At 74.8% G+C, this 15364-nt stretch carries 15 protein-coding genes; 8 read left to right on the forward strand and 7 right to left on the reverse strand.

The genetic code is table 11. The features are described from left to right. Window positions 1-56 precede the first annotated feature (56 nt). Both O145_RS07080 and hpf read left to right on the forward strand, forming a co-directional pair. Window positions 57-920 carry a ComF family protein gene (locus O145_RS07080; protein WP_052374799.1) on the forward strand — a complete coding sequence of 288 codons (864 nt, stop codon included), beginning with the start codon at window positions 57-59 and terminating at the stop codon, window positions 918-920. Window positions 921-1139: 219 nt separating this feature from the next. Further along, a complete protein-coding gene (gene hpf, locus O145_RS07085) occupies window positions 1140-1787 on the forward strand; it encodes a ribosome hibernation-promoting factor, HPF/YfiA family (RefSeq protein ID WP_043561705.1) in 648 nt (215 codons plus the stop codon). A 123-nt stretch (window positions 1788-1910) separates the two neighbouring features. On the opposite strand, the gene O145_RS07090 is transcribed toward hpf, so the two are convergent. The 3 genes from O145_RS07090 to mtrA form a co-directional block, all read right to left on the reverse strand. Next, window positions 1911-3605, reverse strand: a complete 1695-nt coding sequence (locus O145_RS07090; RefSeq protein WP_229118414.1) for an LpqB family beta-propeller domain-containing protein — start codon at window positions 3603-3605, stop codon at window positions 1911-1913. A 38-nt stretch (window positions 3606-3643) separates the two neighbouring features. After that, the gene (gene mtrB, locus O145_RS07095; RefSeq protein WP_043561708.1) at window positions 3644-5491 is read right to left on the reverse strand and encodes an MtrAB system histidine kinase MtrB; all 1848 of its coding nucleotides are present in this window, start codon (window positions 5489-5491) and stop codon (window positions 3644-3646) included. A gap of 100 nt (window positions 5492-5591) precedes the next feature. Further along, complete coding sequence (gene mtrA, locus O145_RS07100; protein WP_043561711.1) at window positions 5592-6275, reverse strand: MtrAB system response regulator MtrA; 684 nt, start codon at window positions 6273-6275, stop codon at window positions 5592-5594. A gap of 244 nt (window positions 6276-6519) precedes the next feature. Between mtrA and O145_RS19560 the strand changes: the two genes are divergently transcribed. The 5 genes from O145_RS19560 to O145_RS07125 are packed head-to-tail and all read left to right on the forward strand — an operon-like array spanning window position 6520 to window position 12079. Beyond that, entirely contained in the window at window positions 6520-7764 is a 1245-nt protein-coding gene (locus tag O145_RS19560) for a glycerophosphoryl diester phosphodiesterase membrane domain-containing protein (RefSeq protein ID WP_043561714.1), read from the forward strand. A 22-nt stretch (window positions 7765-7786) separates the two neighbouring features. After that, complete coding sequence (locus tag O145_RS07110) at window positions 7787-8524, forward strand: DUF4129 domain-containing protein (RefSeq protein WP_229118415.1); 738 nt, start codon at window positions 7787-7789, stop codon at window positions 8522-8524. Further along, window positions 8521-9744, forward strand: coding sequence for a DUF4350 domain-containing protein (locus O145_RS07115; protein ID WP_043561715.1), 1224 nt, complete (start codon window positions 8521-8523; stop codon window positions 9742-9744). Before O145_RS07110 ends, O145_RS07115 begins: the two co-directional genes overlap by 4 nt. Next, window positions 9741-10730, forward strand: coding sequence for an AAA family ATPase (locus O145_RS07120; protein ID WP_156966640.1), 990 nt, complete (start codon window positions 9741-9743; stop codon window positions 10728-10730). Before O145_RS07115 ends, O145_RS07120 begins: the two co-directional genes overlap by 4 nt. A 56-nt stretch (window positions 10731-10786) precedes the next feature. Continuing rightward, entirely contained in the window at window positions 10787-12079 is a 1293-nt protein-coding gene (locus O145_RS07125; protein WP_043561718.1) for a DUF58 domain-containing protein, read from the forward strand. An 86-nt stretch (window positions 12080-12165) separates the two neighbouring features. On the opposite strand, the gene O145_RS07130 is transcribed toward O145_RS07125, so the two are convergent. Beyond that, window positions 12166-13161, reverse strand: coding sequence for a stage II sporulation protein M (locus tag O145_RS07130; protein ID WP_043561720.1), 996 nt, complete (start codon window positions 13159-13161; stop codon window positions 12166-12168). Window positions 13162-13175: 14 nt separating this feature from the next. On the opposite strand from O145_RS07130, the gene O145_RS07135 reads away from it, so the two are divergent. Next, window positions 13176-13988 carry an RDD family protein gene (locus O145_RS07135; RefSeq protein WP_043561722.1) on the forward strand — a complete coding sequence of 271 codons (813 nt, stop codon included), beginning with the start codon at window positions 13176-13178 and terminating at the stop codon, window positions 13986-13988. 70 nt (window positions 13989-14058) lie between these two features. On the opposite strand, the gene O145_RS07140 is transcribed toward O145_RS07135, so the two are convergent. The 3 genes from O145_RS07140 to O145_RS07150 form a co-directional block, all read right to left on the reverse strand. Continuing rightward, window positions 14059-14358: a Trm112 family protein gene (locus tag O145_RS07140; protein WP_324252492.1), complete on the reverse strand. Its 300-nt coding sequence runs from the start codon at window positions 14356-14358 to the stop codon at window positions 14059-14061. Window positions 14359-14361: 3 nt separating this feature from the next. After that, on the reverse strand, window positions 14362-14805 hold the full coding sequence (locus O145_RS07145; protein WP_043561724.1) for a DUF3499 domain-containing protein: 444 nt from the start codon (window positions 14803-14805) through the stop codon (window positions 14362-14364). Between the two features lie 71 nt (window positions 14806-14876). After that, window positions 14877-15320 carry a metallopeptidase family protein gene (locus O145_RS07150; RefSeq protein WP_449701835.1) on the reverse strand — a complete coding sequence of 148 codons (444 nt, stop codon included), beginning with the start codon at window positions 15318-15320 and terminating at the stop codon, window positions 14877-14879. Between the last annotated feature and the right edge of the window lie 44 nt (window positions 15321-15364).

Raw genomic sequence — 15364 nt, forward strand, 5'->3', positions numbered from 1 at the left:
ATCACGCTGCCGCATGATCTGCCTCATTGCGCCGCACGGTCGTGAGACCGTGGGGCATGGCCCCGTCCCCGCCCGGCGGCGCGCCCCGCGCGGCCCCGACGCCGGCCGCCTCCCGCCGCCTGGAGCGCCTGCGCGAGGCGGCTCGCCTCGTGCTGCCGGTCTCCTGCGCCGGCTGCGGGCGCTGGGACACCGCGCTGTGCCCGGACTGCCGGGACCTGCTGGCCGGGGAGCCCGCCGCCGTCGAGCACGCCGACGCCGCCGGCGCGCTGGACGTGCGGGCCGTGGCCGTCTATGCCGGACCGGTGCGCCACATGGTGCTGGGCTGGAAGAACGGCGCCCGCGAGGACCTGGCGTCCTTCATGGCCGAGACGGGCAGGCGCGCCGGCCGGCTGTGGGCGCGCTCCCTGGACGACGAGGCGCGCGCCGTCGTCGGCGCCGGCCCGCTGCTCGTCGTCCCGGCCCCCTCCGGCTGGGTCCGCCGCGCCCGGGGCCGCCTGGTGGCCGCCGCGCTCGCCGACGCCGTCGCCCAGGGCGTGGCCGCCGGGTGGCCGCAGGCCGACCCGACGCGAAGAGGCCGCCGGGCCCTGAGCGTCCTCAGCACGGACCTGCTGCGCCGCCGGCTCACCGGCGGCGCGCGCCAGGCCGGCCGCTCGGCGCGGCAGCGGCGGGCCAACCGCGCGAGCCCGCCGCGGGTCCTGGTGCCGGTGGCGGGGCTGGCGGTCCTGCTGGTCGACGACGTCGTCACCACCGGCGCGACCCTGGGGGCGTGCACCCGCGCGCTGCACGCGGAGGGGGCCCGCGTCGTCGGCGCGCTCGCCGTGGCGGCCGCCCCGCCGCCATCGCGCAGGGCGAACCCGGTCGTGCCGGGCGGACCGGTACCGGCGCCGGACGATCGGCCCGGGATCGCTCCCTGTCGGTGACATCAAAGCCCCACTGAGAGGCGCCATTATGGTGTAGTTTATGTATCACAGCGCACGGACGCGCGAGCCGCACGCAGGTGGCTGCACGGCACTCCGCCCGGACGGCGGACAGGCACTCGGGGAGGTGGTGAGCGACCATCCAGAACCCGCCGCACGGTGCGACGGGTGCTCCCCCAGCCCGATCCCCCGCAGGATCACCAGGACCCAGAAAGGTTCACCATGGACATCACCGTCGTCGGCCGCAACGCTGAGATCAGCTCTCGCCTGCGGGACTACGTCGAGGAGAAGGCCGCCAAGGTCGAGCAGCTCGACCCGCGCGTCCAGCGTGTCGAGGTCGAGGTCACCCACGAGCGCAATCCGCGCCAGGCCGACACCGCCGAGCGCGCCGAGATCACCGTGATCTCGAAGGGCCCGATCATCCGGGCCGAGGCCAGCTCCTCCGACCGCTTCGCCGCCTTCGACATCGCCATGGGCAAGCTGACCGAGCGTCTGCGCCGCGCGCGCGACCGCAAGAAGAACCACCGCCGCTACGTGGTCGAGGCCGCCAAGGACCAGGAGGCCCCCGCCGCCGCGGAGGAGGCCGTCGTCGTCCCCGACACCGGGGACGCGCCGATCGAGGACTCGCCCCAGGCCCCGACCGAGCCGGGGGTCGCCGTCGAGTCGCAGCTGGGGGACTCCCCCATCATCGTCCGTCAGAAGCTGCACCAGGCCGTGCCGATGACGGTCGACGAGGCGCTCTACCAGATGGAGCTCGTCGGGCACCCCTTCTACCTCTTCATCGAGAAGTCGTCCAAGCAGCCGTGCGCGGTCTACCACCGCCACGGGTGGACCTACGGGGTTATCCGCCTGGACGCCCAGGTCCTGTAGCCGGGGGCCCTGTCGTCCCCGCCCGCCAGTCATGACGCGACCGGGACCGGCTCACGGGCCGGCCCCGTCTTCCGCTCCCCCACCGCGCCGACTGGTCTGAAGCCGCACTCGACCGGGCGCGGCTCAGGGCAGCGGGTAGGACAGGTCCGCGACCTCCGTGGTCAGCACCCGCCAGGTGGCGCCCTTGCGCTGCCAGACCTGGCCGCGCTCATCCGTCAGCAGCGCCGCGCCGGTAACGCGGTCGGCGACGAGCGCCTTGGCGCCCTGGGTGCCGGCCACGCTCGTCTTCATCCCCCCGACCTGCACGTAGCGGATGTCGAGAGTCCCCTGACCGGCCTCACCGGGCGCCAGCACCGCCACATTGACCGGATCGCACCACGCCAGCCCGGTGACGCCCGAGCCCGCGGCCAGCGGCAGCGGCAGCGGCTCGCCGAGCCCGGTGGGCGCCCCGTCGTCCGCGCGCACGACAACCGCCACGCTCACGCGCTCGTCGCCCCCGTCGCCCCTGCTGCGGTGGCGCAGCACGAGTCTGGCGGACTCGGCCGACAGGTCCATCGCTGTCACCTCGCGCCCCTCGAGCCAGTGCGCGCCCAGCTGGGCGCGCTGCCCCAGGCTCCCCACCGAGGTCAGCGCGCCGTCGGCGGCCGTCCACACCCAGCCGTAGCGGTCCGCCACCGGAGGCAGCAGGCCGCCCGCACCCGCATCGGCTTCCCCCACCGAGGCGATGACGCTGGCGGCGCTCTCTCCCGGCCGCAGCCGCAGCAGGCTCGAGGCGCTGAGGGCGTAGACCGTCCCGTCCGGGCCGAGGGCCGGGTAGCGGGCCTGGGCGGTGCCCAGGGCCTGGACGGTGGCGAGGGTCTTGCGGGTCGAGCTGGTGCCCTGGACGACGGCGCCGGCACTCAGGCCGACGACCGCGCCGCCGTCGGCATCCGGCTCCTGAATCGAGGCCGGCTCGCCCATCGGCTCGTCCCCGGCCATGACGACGACCGACGAGACGCCTTCGATGCGGCTCAGCGTCGCACTCAGCTGCGCCACCGCCAGGGAGCGGTCCTGCTCCCCCAGGCCGGCTGTGGCCGCATCGAGAGTCACGGTCACGGTCTCGTCCTCGAGCACGACGCCGCCGTCCGCCGGCATCATGCCGTCGGACAGCGCCGAGAACGTCCCCGTGGCGAGCCAGTCCCCAGGTCCGTCCAGCAGCGCCTCGACGGCGGCGGCGGCCAGGTCCCGCCGCGGCAGCCACCGCAGCTCGGGGACGAAGCGCTTCCGGTCGGGGGCCAGGAAGTACAGGCTCGTGGCGACGAAGTTGGTTGACAGGCTCCCCGCCGGGAGCAGCACACCGGAGGGCAGATCGACGATCCGCCACTGGCCCAGCCCGTCGGTGGCCAGCGAGTAGGAGGCCGTGTAGCCGCTCGTGCCCCCGGCCGACGGGCCGGCGGCCAGGACCCCGTCCGTGTCGATCGAGCCGACGAGCTCGACCGCGACCCTCACGGCCCCCGACTCATCGCGCCCCACCACAGGCGCCGTGGTTCCGGTGTAGGCGCGGACGATGGCCGAGGGGTCCCAGGCCTCGGAGGCGACCCGGTGCAGGAAGATGCGGGCGGTGGCGAAGTCGTCGGAGAACCCGGCGATGCAGGCCCGCAGGAACCCGGAGACGACCTCCTCCGGCCCGGCGCCGTCCCGCGGCCGGGCGGCCGTCTGCACGAGCTGCCCGCTGCGGGCCGAGACCGCGTCGGAGGAGGTGACCTGGCCCGAGGTGGGCAGGTCGGCGCAGGCGGCCAGCGCGGCCAGGCCGCCCCCCGACGTCAGTGCCGCGAGCACGGCGCGCCGCGACGCGCGCGCTCTCTGTCCCCGTCCCATCACGGCCCGCCCGGATCCGTCCGCCTGCCGGCGACATCCTCCGGCGTGCGCGCCCCGGGCTCGACGTCGGCGTCTGCGGCGAGCGGCGGCACCACCTGCGTCTCGACCACGACCGGCGGGCCGCCCTCCTGGGCCCGGTCGGCGGCGCGACGGGAGGCGGGGGCGGGCACGACCACGGGCGCCGGGGCCGTCGCGGCCTTGGGCTCCGGCTCGTAGCGCGGGGCCACGCGGGCGACGGCGGGGGCGTCGTCGGGGACGACGTCGAGGGGCCCGGGCGGGGTGAAGGTGCCGGGCCCGGCGTCCGGCCCCAGGTGGCGCGGCAGGGTCAGCAGGAAGGACGCGCCCTCCTGGGGCCACCCCCAGGCGACGATCGTGCCGCCGTGCAGGGCGGCGTCCTCCAGGGCGATCGACAGGCCCAGCCCTGTCCCGCCCAGGGTCCGCGTGCGGGAGGGGTCAGCCCGGTAGAACCGGTCGAAGACCTGCCTGACGACGTCGGGGCTCATGCCGATGCCGTGGTCGCGCACGCGCACGGCCACCGCGTCGTGCGACCCGGCGATGGTGATGTCGATGCGGGAGCCGTCCGCGTGCTCGATGGCGTTGACAATGAGGTTGCGCAGGATGCGCTCCACGCGGGTGGAGTCGACCTCGGCGACCACCGGCGTCGACGGGGCGTCGAGCTCGACCTGGGAGCCCTTGGCCTCGACGTGCACGGACACCAGGTCCAGCACGCCCAGGGTCAGGGCGACCATGTCGGCGTCCTCGGCGCGCAGCTGCACGCGCCCGGAGTCGATGCGCGAGATCTCCAGCAGGTCGGTGAGCATGGACTCGAAGCGGTCGATCTCGCGCATGAGGATCTCCAGGCTGCGCGCCGCGAAGGGATCCTCGATCTCGTCGCGGGCCTCCCAGATCTGCTCACTGGCCAGGCGGATCGAGGCCAGGGGGGTGCGCAGCTCGTGCGAGACGTCGGAGACGAACAGCCTCTCGATCTTGGACAGCTTCTCCCAGGCCTCGATCTGCGCCTCCAGGGAGGCCGCCATCTCGTTGAAGGACCGCGACAGCGTGGCGATCTCGTCCTCTCCGTGGACGGGCAGGCGCTCGCTCAGGCGGCCGCCGGCCAGGCGCTGGGAGGCCAGGGACGTGCGCCGGATGGGGATCAGGACGCGCCAGGTCAGACCCCAGACCCCCAGGATGAGCATGAGGAGGAAGCCCGAGCCGGCGATGACCACGGCCCGGGAGGCCAGGTCGATGACGTTCTGCTCCGGAGCCAGGGTGTAGACCAGGAAGAGGTCGTAGTCGCCGGCCAGCGGCAGGGAGACCCGCTGCCCGACGATGAGGCCCGGACTGGAGCCGCTGCCGGAGTCCACGCTGATCGACTTCCAGTACTGCCGGTGCTCGCCGGTGCTCTCGGCGATGGCGGTGGTCAGGTCCTCGGAGACCAGCGGCATGAGCTTGACGTCGGTGGTCAGGTCGTTGATGACGTTGGCCGTGGTCTCGGTGCCGCTCCGCTTCAGGACGACGCCGACGCCGCCGGCCCCGGCGAAGGACTGGCCGACGGAGGAGATCTGCGTCTGGGCGACGGCTGCCACCTGGTCCGCCGTCGTCGCGCCGGAGGTGTCGAAGGCCGCCTGGACGGTGGCGACCCGCAGGCGGGCGTCGGTGAGGATGACGTCGCGCCGGTCGGCGAAGATGTCGTCGCGGATCCGGGCCGTGACGACCACCAGGAGGATGACGATCAGGACGATGCCGCCGACCATGGCGAACATCGCCATCCGGGTGGCCAGGCTGCGCCGGATGGCCGACAGCGACGGCATGAAGCCGTCGCGTCGGCGCAGGCCGGGGCTGCTCACCGGCGTCGGCGCGCCCCCGGGCGCCCTGCGGGGCGCCTCGGAAGAGCTCGCACGAGCGGGCCGGTGGGCGAAGGTCACGATCCGGGTGCCGGCGACCGGGTCAGGCGCTGTCGCCGGCGCGGTAGCCCACGCCGCGGACGGTCACCACGATCGCCGGGTGCTCGGGATCGTGCTCGATCTTGGCGCGCAGCCGCTGGACGTGCACGTTGACGAGCCGGGTGTCGGCCGCGTGCTGGTAGCCCCACACCTGCTCGAGGAGCTCCTCGCGGGTGAAGACCTTCCAGGGGGCGCGGGCCAGCGTGACCAGCAGGTCGAACTCGAGGGGAGTCAGGCCGATCTCGATCTCGCCGCGGCGGACCTGGTGCCCGGCGACGTCGATGTCGAGGTCGCCGGCGCGCACGTGCTCGGCGTTGACATTGTCGGAGGTGCGGCGCAGCCGGGTGCGCACGCGGGCCAGAAGCTCCTTGGACTTGAACGGCTTGGTGACGTAGTCGTCGGCCCCGGCCTCCAGCCCCGCGACGACGTCCTGGGTGTCGGTGCGCGCGGTGAGCATGATGACGGGGACATCCGACTCCTCGCGGATGTGTCGGCAGATCTCCACGCCGTCGAGGCCGGGAAGCATGAGGTCGAGGAGGACAAGGTCGGGATCGGATTTGTGGAAAACGTCGATAGTGGCGGCCCCGTCTGCGCAGTACGAAGGCTCATAGCCTTCGGCTGTGAGCATGATGCCGATCATCTCTGACAGGGCCGTGTCGTCATCGACGACCAGGATGCGGGTGCTCATAGGACGTATCTTGACATGAGGAAGCGCCGGACGAGGCATTGTTGGCGCGCCGCTCGGCACGTGTCGTCCGTGTACTGGCCCATGCACCTCTTTTGTAACACCTCCGTGACGCCTTCGTGCCATCTTCGTGATGCCGTCGTGTCGCCCCCGTTATGTCTTCCACAACGGCGCCGCCCCCCCCGGGCCCGCCCATCTCCTCCTCAGGTCGGAGGAGAACGTCCCCGCGGCGTGCCACAGTGAGGCCATGACCAGCGAGACCGACGGGCCCCCGAACCAGCCGTGGCAGCCGCCATCCGACTACCCCCGGTCCCCGGAGCAGGCTCCCGAGGCCCCGGAGCAGGCCCCGGAGCAGGCCCCGGGCAGCGGTCCGGCGTGGCAGGCGCCGAGCACACCGCCGCCGGGCGGCGGGCAGGGCGGGGCGGGCCGCTACGGGGCCGGCCAGTACGCGCGTCAGGCGGCCGCCTACGGGGCGGCGGGCCCGGACTTCATGCAGAGCCCCTTCGTCCTCGCGCCCAAGCCGGGAATCGTCCCCCTGCGGCCGCTGGGCGTCACCGAGATCATCAGCGGAGCGTTCGAGGCGCTGCGCGCCAACCCGCGCGCCATGTTCCTGCCCGCCCTGATCGTCATGAGCATCGTCGGGCTGCTGTCGGCGGCCGTGACGTTCCTGGCCACGCGCGCCCAGCTCGACGCCCTGGCGGCGCTGCCGGCCACCTCCGGGACGTCCGCCGACGACACGGAACTCGCCCTGGAGACCTTCCGGATCACCGGCGTCACGAGCCTAGTGCAGCTGGGCCCCTCCCTGCTCCTGTCGCTGGTCTCCACCATCCTGACCGGCCTGCTCATCATGACGGTCTCCCGCTCCGTGCTCGGGCGCATCGCCACGCCGGGCGAGGTCTGGGCGCGGGTCCGCCCCCGCATCTGGCCGCTCATCGGCCAGTCCATGGTCATCGGCGTGATCAGCCTCGTGGCGGCCCTGTTCTCGCTGGGCCTGTTCGTGACCATCGTCGCCGCCATCATCAGCGCCCTCGACGGGGACCCGAACCTGACGGCCATCATGGTCGGCGTCCTGGTCCTGTTCATCCTGACCCTCGTCTTCATCATCGTCGCCGTCTACCTCACGATCCGCCTGAGCTTCTCCAGCGCCGCCCTCATCCTGGAGAACGTGGGGGTGTGGGAGGGCATGCGCCGGTCGTGGCACCTGACCAAGGGCAGCTTCTGGAGAGTGCTCGGCATCCTGCTGCTCGCCCTGCTGATCACCGGCACCCTCGTCGGGATCGTCTCGGGCGCCCTGGGCCTGGTCAGCGGGCTCACGGCCGTGGGAAGACCGGGCCCCTACGCCACCGCCATGGCCGCGTCGTCCTTCCTCTCCTCCTTCCTCCAGGCGGCGGTCCTGCCCTTCACCTCGGCGGTCGTCGCGCTGACCTACATCGACCTGCGCATGCGCAAGGAGGGCCTGGACGTCGAGCTGCGCCGGGCCGCCGGCGTGTGACCCGACCGGATCCCGCAGCACCATGCTCCGCACCGCTTCGCCGATCCTGCCCGCCCTCCCGTGCGCGGGCGCTCCTTGCGCGCTGGGCGCGCCGCGCACCGGCATGAGGCCGGGCGCCGACGTCCCCGCCACGCCCGACGCCTCCCAGGCCCGCGAGGCCGCCGAGCGCGAGCTCGCGCGCCCGGAGTACCACGCGCAGGAGACCCTGTGGGAGCGGCTGTGGCGGTGGATCGTGGAGCACCTCGACCCCGGCAACGTCATGCCCGGGGCGCCGCGCTGGGTGTCCATCCTCATCGTCGTCGTCGTAGTCCTCGCCCTGGTGGCGCTCCTGCTGGCTCTGCTCAGCCGCATCACCCGGGTGCGCCGCACCCGTGCGGAGCGCGCGCTGTTCGACGACGACCGCAGCTCGACCGCGCTGACCAGGGCCGCGGACGACGCCGCCGGGCAGGGCGACTGGGCCACCGCCGTCGTCGAGCGCTTCCGGGCGATCATCCGCTCCCTCGACGAGCGCGGCGCCCTCGAGGACTACCCGGGGATGACCGCCCACGAGGCGGCGACCATCGCCGCCGCCGTGGTGGTCGACCTCGCCGACGACCTCCACCGCGCCGGGGCGCTGTTCGACGCCGTGCGCTACGGCGAGGTCGTCTCCACCCCGGAGCAGGACGCCTGGATGCGCGAGCTCGCCGAGGCCGTCCGCAGGACCCGGCCGGCCCCCCGGCCCGCGCCGGCCCCGGCGCCGGCGATCGGGGGCCCGCAGTGACGGCCGCAGCCCCCTCCCGCGGGACCCGACCGGTCGGCCCGCCGCCCGAGGACGACCAGGTCGCCGGCGAGCCCCTGACCGCCAGGCTCCGCCGGTGGCGCCCCTTCATGCTGGCGGTGGGGGCGCTGCTCCTGGTCGCCATCATCAGCTCGCTGACCCAGCCCCGGCACTCCAAGACCCCCTACGCGATCGACAACCCCCGGCCCGACGGGGCGCAGGCGCTCGCCCGGCTCCTGGACCACGAGGGCGTGTCGACCGAGACCGTCCGCTCGCCCCAGGCGGCCATCCGCGCGGCCCAGCCGGGCACGACCGTGGCGCTGCTCAACGCCGGGACCCTGACCGAGACGGAGCGGGACGCGCTGGCGCGCACCGGGGCCGACGTCGTCGTGGTCGGCGCCCTGTACCAGGAGCTGTCCGGGCTGACCCGCTCGAGCGAGCTGACCACCTCGGGCCAGTCGGCCCCCGCCGACACCGTCCTGACGGCCCAGTGCCCCGACGAGGACGCCACCGCCGCGGCGTCCGTGGCCGGTTCGCGCGGCTCCGTGCAGGTCGGCGCCGGCGCCGAGGCCACCGCCTGCTTCCCCCTCGCGCAGCCCGACCCGGACGGCTCCGTCCACGCGGCCTACGCGACCGCCACCACCCGCGGCGGCGGCGCGCTGCGGATCATCGCCGACGCCACGACCGCGACCAACTCGCACCTGACCGAGGAGGGGCACGCCTCCCTGGCCGTGCGCGCCCTGGGCCACAACCGGCGCATGGTGTGGTTCGACGCCTCCCAGCAGGAGGCCCCCACGGTGTGGGACGACGCGTCCCTGCCGCGCTGGATGCCGGTGCTCATGGCGCACGGCGCCGTCATCGTCCTCGCCCTGGCCGTGGTGAGGGGGCGGCGCTTCGGGCGGCTCGTGATCGAGGACCTGCCCGTGGTCGTGCGCGCCACCGAGACGACGCGGGGGCGCGGCCGCCTGTACCGGCGCGCGGGGGCGCGCGACCGCGCCGGCGAGGCGCTGCGCGCCGCGACCGCGCTGCGCCTGACCCGCAGGCTCGGCCTCCCGCCCGGCACCGAGCGCGCCGCCGTCGCCCGCACCGCGGCCGAGGTCGCCGGCCGGCCGCCCGGGCTCGTCCACGAGATCCTGTGCGGTCCCGCCCCATCCAACGACCGGGCCCTGGCGGACCTGGCCGTCCAGCTCGACCGACTCGAGAGCGAGGTCCTTCCACGATGAGCACCCCCACCACCTCAGACCCGGCGCCCGCCGCCCAGGACGATCCGCGCGGACGGCTCACGACCATCCGCTCCGAGGTCGCCAAGGCCATCGTCGGCCAGGACGCCGCGGTCACGGGCCTGGTCATCGCCCTCCTCGCCGAGGGGCACGTCCTCCTCGAGGGCGTGCCCGGCGTGGCCAAGACACTGCTCGTGCGCTCCCTGGCCCAGGCCCTGGACGTGGGCACCAAGCGCATCCAGTTCACCCCCGACCTCATGCCGGGCGACGTGACGGGCTCCCTGGTCTACGACGCCCGCTCCGCCGCCTTCTCCTTCCGGCAGGGACCGGTGTTCACCAACCTGCTCCTGGCCGACGAGATCAACCGCACGCCGCCCAAGACGCAGTCCGCCCTGCTGGAGGCCATGGAGGAGCGTCAGGTCTCCATCGACGGTCAGCCGCGCCCGCTGCCCGACCCCTTCATGGTCGTCGCCACGCAGAACCCCGTGGAGTACGAGGGCACCTACCCCCTGCCCGAGGCGCAGCTCGACCGCTTCCTGCTCAAGCTCGTCCTGCCCCTGCCCGAGCGCGCCCAGGAGGTCGAGGTGCTCGCGCGGCACGCCTCCGGCTTCGACCCGCGCAACCTGGCGGGCGCGGGCATGCGCTCCGTGGCCGGCCCCGGCGACCTGTCCGTCGCGCGCACCCAGGTGCGCACGGTCGGGGTCTCCGCGGAGGTCCTGGGCTACATCGTGGACCTGGTGCGGGCCACGCGCGTGTCGCCGTCGGTGTCGCTGGGCGTCTCGCCGCGCGGGGCCACCGCGCTGCTGGCCACCGCGCGGGCGTGGGCCTGGCTGTCGGGGCGCGGCTTCGTGACGCCCGACGACGTCAAGGCGCTCGCCCTGCCCACCCTGCGCCACCGCATCCAGCTGCGCGCCGAGGCAGAGATGGAGGGCGTGACGACCGAGTCCGTGATCAACGGGGTGCTGCGCACCGTCCCCGTGCCCCGCTGAGCGTCTTGAGCCGCCGCCCGGCCCACCGGCCGGGATGACCTGAGGGAGGAGGAAGCGTGTACCTCACCATGCGCACCGTCTGGCTGCTGACCGCCTGCTGCCTGCTCGTGCTCGCCGTGCCCCGACCGCTGACCGTGGTCGTGTGCGCCGCGGGCGCAACGCTCCTCGTGGCGGTCGATGTGATCGCGGCGCCCTCGCCGCGCAGCCTGCGCGCGCAGCGCCTCGTCGAGCGCTCCGTGCGCCTGGGGGGCTCGACGACCTCGACCCTGACCGTGACGAACACCGGGCGCCGGCGGGTCAGCGCCCGGGTGCGCGACGCGTGGCCCCCCTCGGCGGGGGCCACCCGCGAGCGGGCGTCGCTGTCGGTCCCCGCGGGCGAGCGCCGCCGCACCCGCACGGTGCTCACGCCGACGCGCCGCGGAGACCGTCAGGCCGACCTGGTGACGGTGCGACTGGTGGGCCCCCTGGGGCTGGCCGGCCGCCAGGCCTCGCTGCTGGCGCCGGCACGGCTGCGGGTCCTGCCCGAGTTCGCCTCGCGCCGGCACCTGCCCTCCCGGTTCGCGCGCCTGCGGGAGATGGACGGCCGCAGCGCCGTCATGACCCGCGGGGCTGGCACCGAGTTCGACTCCCTGAGGGAGTACGTCGTCGGCGACGACGTGCGCTCCATCGACTGGAGGTCCACGGCGCGACGCGGCGAGGTCGTCGTGCGCACCTGGCGGCCCGAGCGCGACCGGCGCGTGCTCATCGTGGTCGACACCGGCCGCATGGCCGCGGCCCGCCTGGGCGACGCGCCGCGGCTGGACGCCCACATCGAGGCCTGCCTGCTCATGGCGGCCCTCGCGTCACGGGCCGGGGACCGGGTCGACGTCGTCGCCCTCGACGTCGTCGTGCGCGCCCAGGTGCAGGGCCGGTCGGGACCCGCGCTCATGAGCGCCCTGGCGGACGCCCTGGCGCCGCTGGACGCCGAGCTGGTGGAGACCGACTGGACGCTGCTGGCCTCCACGGTGCGCAAGGTCCTGTCGCAGCGCGCGCTCGTCGTCGTGCTCACCGCCCTGGACGGGTCGGGCGGCGAGGCGCCGATGGTGCGCGCCCTGGGCAGCGTGGCGCACGACCATGCGGTGGTGCTCGCCTCCCCCACCGATCCCGGGCTCGCCGCGCTGCGCGCCGACCGCGCCAACAGCGAGGCCGTCTACGCGGCGGCGGCCGCCGAGCGCGACGTCGTCGAGCTGGACCGGGTGCGCGGCCGGCTGCGCCGCCGCGGGGTCGAGGTGGTCGAGGCCGAGCCCGGCGCCCTCCCCCCGGCGCTGGCGGACACCTACCTGGCCCTCAAGGCCGCGGGGCGCCTGTGATGGGCGCGCATGCCCCGAACCCGCCCTGCGGCCCGCCCCGCCCGCGGCCCGCCCGACCGCTCCCCCTCCGCCCGGGCGGGGCAGGGTCAGCCCGCCTCGGCCAGGGCGGCGCCCGCCTCCTCCTCGGCCAGATCGCCGGTGTGCCCGGCGGCCGCGGCCCGGCGCCCCAGCACGAGGGTGTAGGCCCACAGCACGGCCACGGCGAGGACCCCCACCACGAGCTTGACCGCCCACGGGATCTGGGCCGGAGTCACGAAGGCCTCGATGAGGCCTGCGACGGCGAGGGCCGCCGTCAGCGTCACCGCCACCGTGATCAGGGCCCGGCCCTCGGCGGCCAGCGCGGCGACGCGGGACCTGGGGCCGGGGGCGAGCAGCGTCCAGAACAGGCGCAGCCCCGCGCCGCCGGCGACGAAGATGCAGGTCAGCTCCAGCAGGCCGTGGGGCGTGATGAGTGCGAAGAACACGCCCAGCGCGTCGTGATCGGCCATGACGGCGGCGGCCCGGCCGAGGTTGAGGGCGTTGGCGAGCAACATGTAGGCGGGCAGCAGCCCGGTGATGCCGCCGGCCACGCAGACGGCGGCGATGCGCGCGTTGTTGGTCCACACCTGGGCGGCGAACTCGCTGGGGGCGTACCGGGTGTAGTAGGACTCGAACGCGGAGTGGGCGTAGGTGTCCCGCTCCTGGGGCGTGCCTACGGTGCTCATCGCCTCGGGGCTGCGCAGGGTCCATACGGCCACGACGACGGCGATGGCGATCTCGGCGACCATGACGCCCACCGTCCACCAGCGCACCCTGTACAGCGCGGCCGGGGCCGACTCGGCCCAGAAGCGGCTCAGGTCGCTCAGACGGGCCTCCCTGGTGCCGGTGAGCCGGCCGCGGGCGGCGGCCACGCGGGCGGAGACCTCGGCGACAAGTTCTGGGTCCGGGGCGCCGGTGCGAATGCGCGACAGGTGCCCGGCGGTGGCGCGGTAGAGGCTCACCAGCTCATCGGCCTCCGCGCCGTTGAGCCGACGTCGTCGCGTGAGCTCGTCCAACCGGTCCCACTGGTCGCGGTGCGCGGCCGCGTACGCATCAATGTCCACGGAAGGAGTCTGGCATGACCAATGAGGCCGTGGCCTCGTCCGAGCGGATGATGACGCCCGATGTGGTGATCACCGGCGAGGCCGTCGCCCTGGAGGTGCGCGCCGCCTCGGCCGGGCTGCGCATCCTGTCCGGCCTGATCGACTACACCCTGTACAGCGGCGGTCTGCTCATGACCGTGATCACCCTGTCCACGATCCCCACCACTGCGCTCCCATCGGAGGCGGTGCAGATCGTCGTGGTCTCACTCGTCCTGCTGCTGTGGATGCTGGTGGTGCCCCTGGCCGTCGAGGTCCTCTCCCGCGGGCGGTCGGCGGGCAGGCTCGTGACCGGAACGCGGGTGGTGCGCGACGACGGCGGCGCGATACGGCTGCGTCACGGCCTCGTGCGCGTCCTGGTGGCGGTGCTCGAGATCTGGCTGACCTATGGCGTGGTGGCCGCCCTGGTGTGCGTGGTGACGCGCCGGGGCAAGCGGCTGGGGGACCTGCTGGCCGGGACCTATGCGGTCCGCGAGCGCTCGGCGGCCCAGGCCGCTCCCCCGGTGCTCATGCCGCCGGAGCTGGCCGCGTGGGCCGCGCAGGCGGATCTGCGCGCCCTGCCCGGCAACCTCGCGCTGATCGGGCGGACCTTCCTCCAGCGCGGCTCGTCCATGCAGCCCGCGCCGCGAGCGCGCCTGGCGGCGCAGCTGGCGGCCGCCGTCGAGCCCTACGTGTTCCCGCCGGCACCGGTGGGCACGCACCCGGAGCGGTTCCTGGCCGCGGTGCTCGCCGAGCGCAGGGACCGCGAGTTCATGCTCGAGCTGCGCGACAGGCGGATGGACCAGGGATAGACAATCGGTTCCGACGGGGGCTCGGGCCGGGCCAGCGGGCGCCGCCCCTCTTCGTCGAGATCGGATCGGTTCACTTCCGCGTCGAGATCGGTTCAAAGAGCCCTGCGGGCGCCTGCCGGCCGCCCTCACCCGGCCGCCGGCCTGCGGCTGGGTGGGCGGGGCGCCGGAGAGGCGCCGCCTCGTGGGCCAGGAGGATGGGCACGCCGTCGTGCACGGGGTAGCTCAGGGCGCCTGCGGGGGACTCCAGGCACGCGGCGCCGTCGGGGCCGACGCCGTCGACGAGCCCGCCCCCGGTGGCGGGGCAGCGCAGGATCTGGCGGACCCAGGGCGCGATACCGGTGGGGACGGGCGAGTCGGGCACGACACTCATGTGTCAGTCCTCCTTCTCCCCGCGCAGGACGCGGAGGTGACCGCGGCGCATGATCTCGCCGTCGCCCAGGCCGACCAGGTGGTCGGGCAGGGTGTCGGGCTCGCGCGTCAGGGAATCGGGCAGGATGCCGCCCGGCCGTCCGGCGCGCTCGGCCGGCTGGGGCCTGGGGCGCGGGGCGCGCGAGGCCTCGCGCACGGCGTCGGCCAGGGCGGTGAGGTCGTCGTCCGACGGCGGGGCGGGCTCGAAGTCGGTGGCCAGGCGGATCACCTGCCAGCCGCGCGGAGCGGTGAAGGACTCCACGTGCTTGGCGCACAGGTCGTATGCCTCGGGCTGCGCCTCGGTGGCCAGTGGGCCCAGCACGATGGTGGAGTCGGCGTAGACGCTCGTCAGGGTGGCGACAGCGGGATTCTCGCAGCCGGACCTGCGGCAGCGTCGGACTCTTCTCACACGCGCAGGTTATCGCGCGCAGCCCCTCGGCCGGGTACCTGACGCACGCAATCGTGTCCCGCCGGCGGGCCCTACGCCTCCGGGTCGATCTCCTCGGGGCCGCGCCCCAGCATGAGCGCCACCTGCTCGACGACGACACGGCGCACGAGGTCGGCGAGCTCGGCGTCGCCCTGGGCGCGGGAGGCGACGGGCCGGCGGTAGATGACGATGCGGGAGGGCAGGTCGGCGCGCGGCCGGGCGGCGAAGCCCCTGCCCAGGACGACTCCGTGCTCCCAGGGGGCTGGGTCGGAGGGCGGCACGTCCTCCACGGCGAACTGGATGGAGCCGACCTGCGGCCAGCGACGGGTCAGGTCCTCGGCGGCGGAGACGACGAGCTCGTCGAAGCGCTCGGCGCGCGTGCGCCACGCCGGCAGGTGCGGGGGCAGGAGCGGGCCCCGCAGCCCGCGCCCGTGACGGTCCCGCCGGCGGGTGGACGCGGGTACGAGGGCCGGGACACGGCGGAACGAGACGGGCATGGCCCCAGGCTAGCGACCGGCCGGGCCGGACCGCCGTCCCTCGC

Source organism: Actinomyces israelii DSM 43320 (assembly GCF_000711965.1).
GTDB lineage: Bacteria > Actinomycetota > Actinomycetes > Actinomycetales > Actinomycetaceae > Actinomyces > Actinomyces israelii.

Coding starts and splice junctions, on each gene's coding strand:
- mtrA (WP_043561711.1), bottom strand. CDS start 6,275: ATGAGCACCCGCATCCTGGTCGTCGATGACGACACGGCCCTGTCAGAG.
- O145_RS07150 (WP_449701835.1), bottom strand. CDS start 15,320: ATGCCCGTCTCGTTCCGCCGTGTCCCGGCCCTCGTACCCGCGTCCACC.
- O145_RS07140 (WP_324252492.1), bottom strand. CDS start 14,358: ATGAGTGTCGTGCCCGACTCGCCCGTCCCCACCGGTATCGCGCCCTGG.
- O145_RS19560 (WP_043561714.1), top strand. CDS start 6,520: ATGACCAGCGAGACCGACGGGCCCCCGAACCAGCCGTGGCAGCCGCCA.
- hpf (WP_043561705.1), top strand. CDS start 1,140: ATGGACATCACCGTCGTCGGCCGCAACGCTGAGATCAGCTCTCGCCTG.
- O145_RS07135 (WP_043561722.1), top strand. CDS start 13,176: ATGACCAATGAGGCCGTGGCCTCGTCCGAGCGGATGATGACGCCCGAT.
- O145_RS07110 (WP_229118415.1), top strand. CDS start 7,787: ATGCTCCGCACCGCTTCGCCGATCCTGCCCGCCCTCCCGTGCGCGGGC.
- O145_RS07120 (WP_156966640.1), top strand. CDS start 9,741: ATGAGCACCCCCACCACCTCAGACCCGGCGCCCGCCGCCCAGGACGAT.
- O145_RS07080 (WP_052374799.1), top strand. CDS start 57: ATGGCCCCGTCCCCGCCCGGCGGCGCGCCCCGCGCGGCCCCGACGCCG.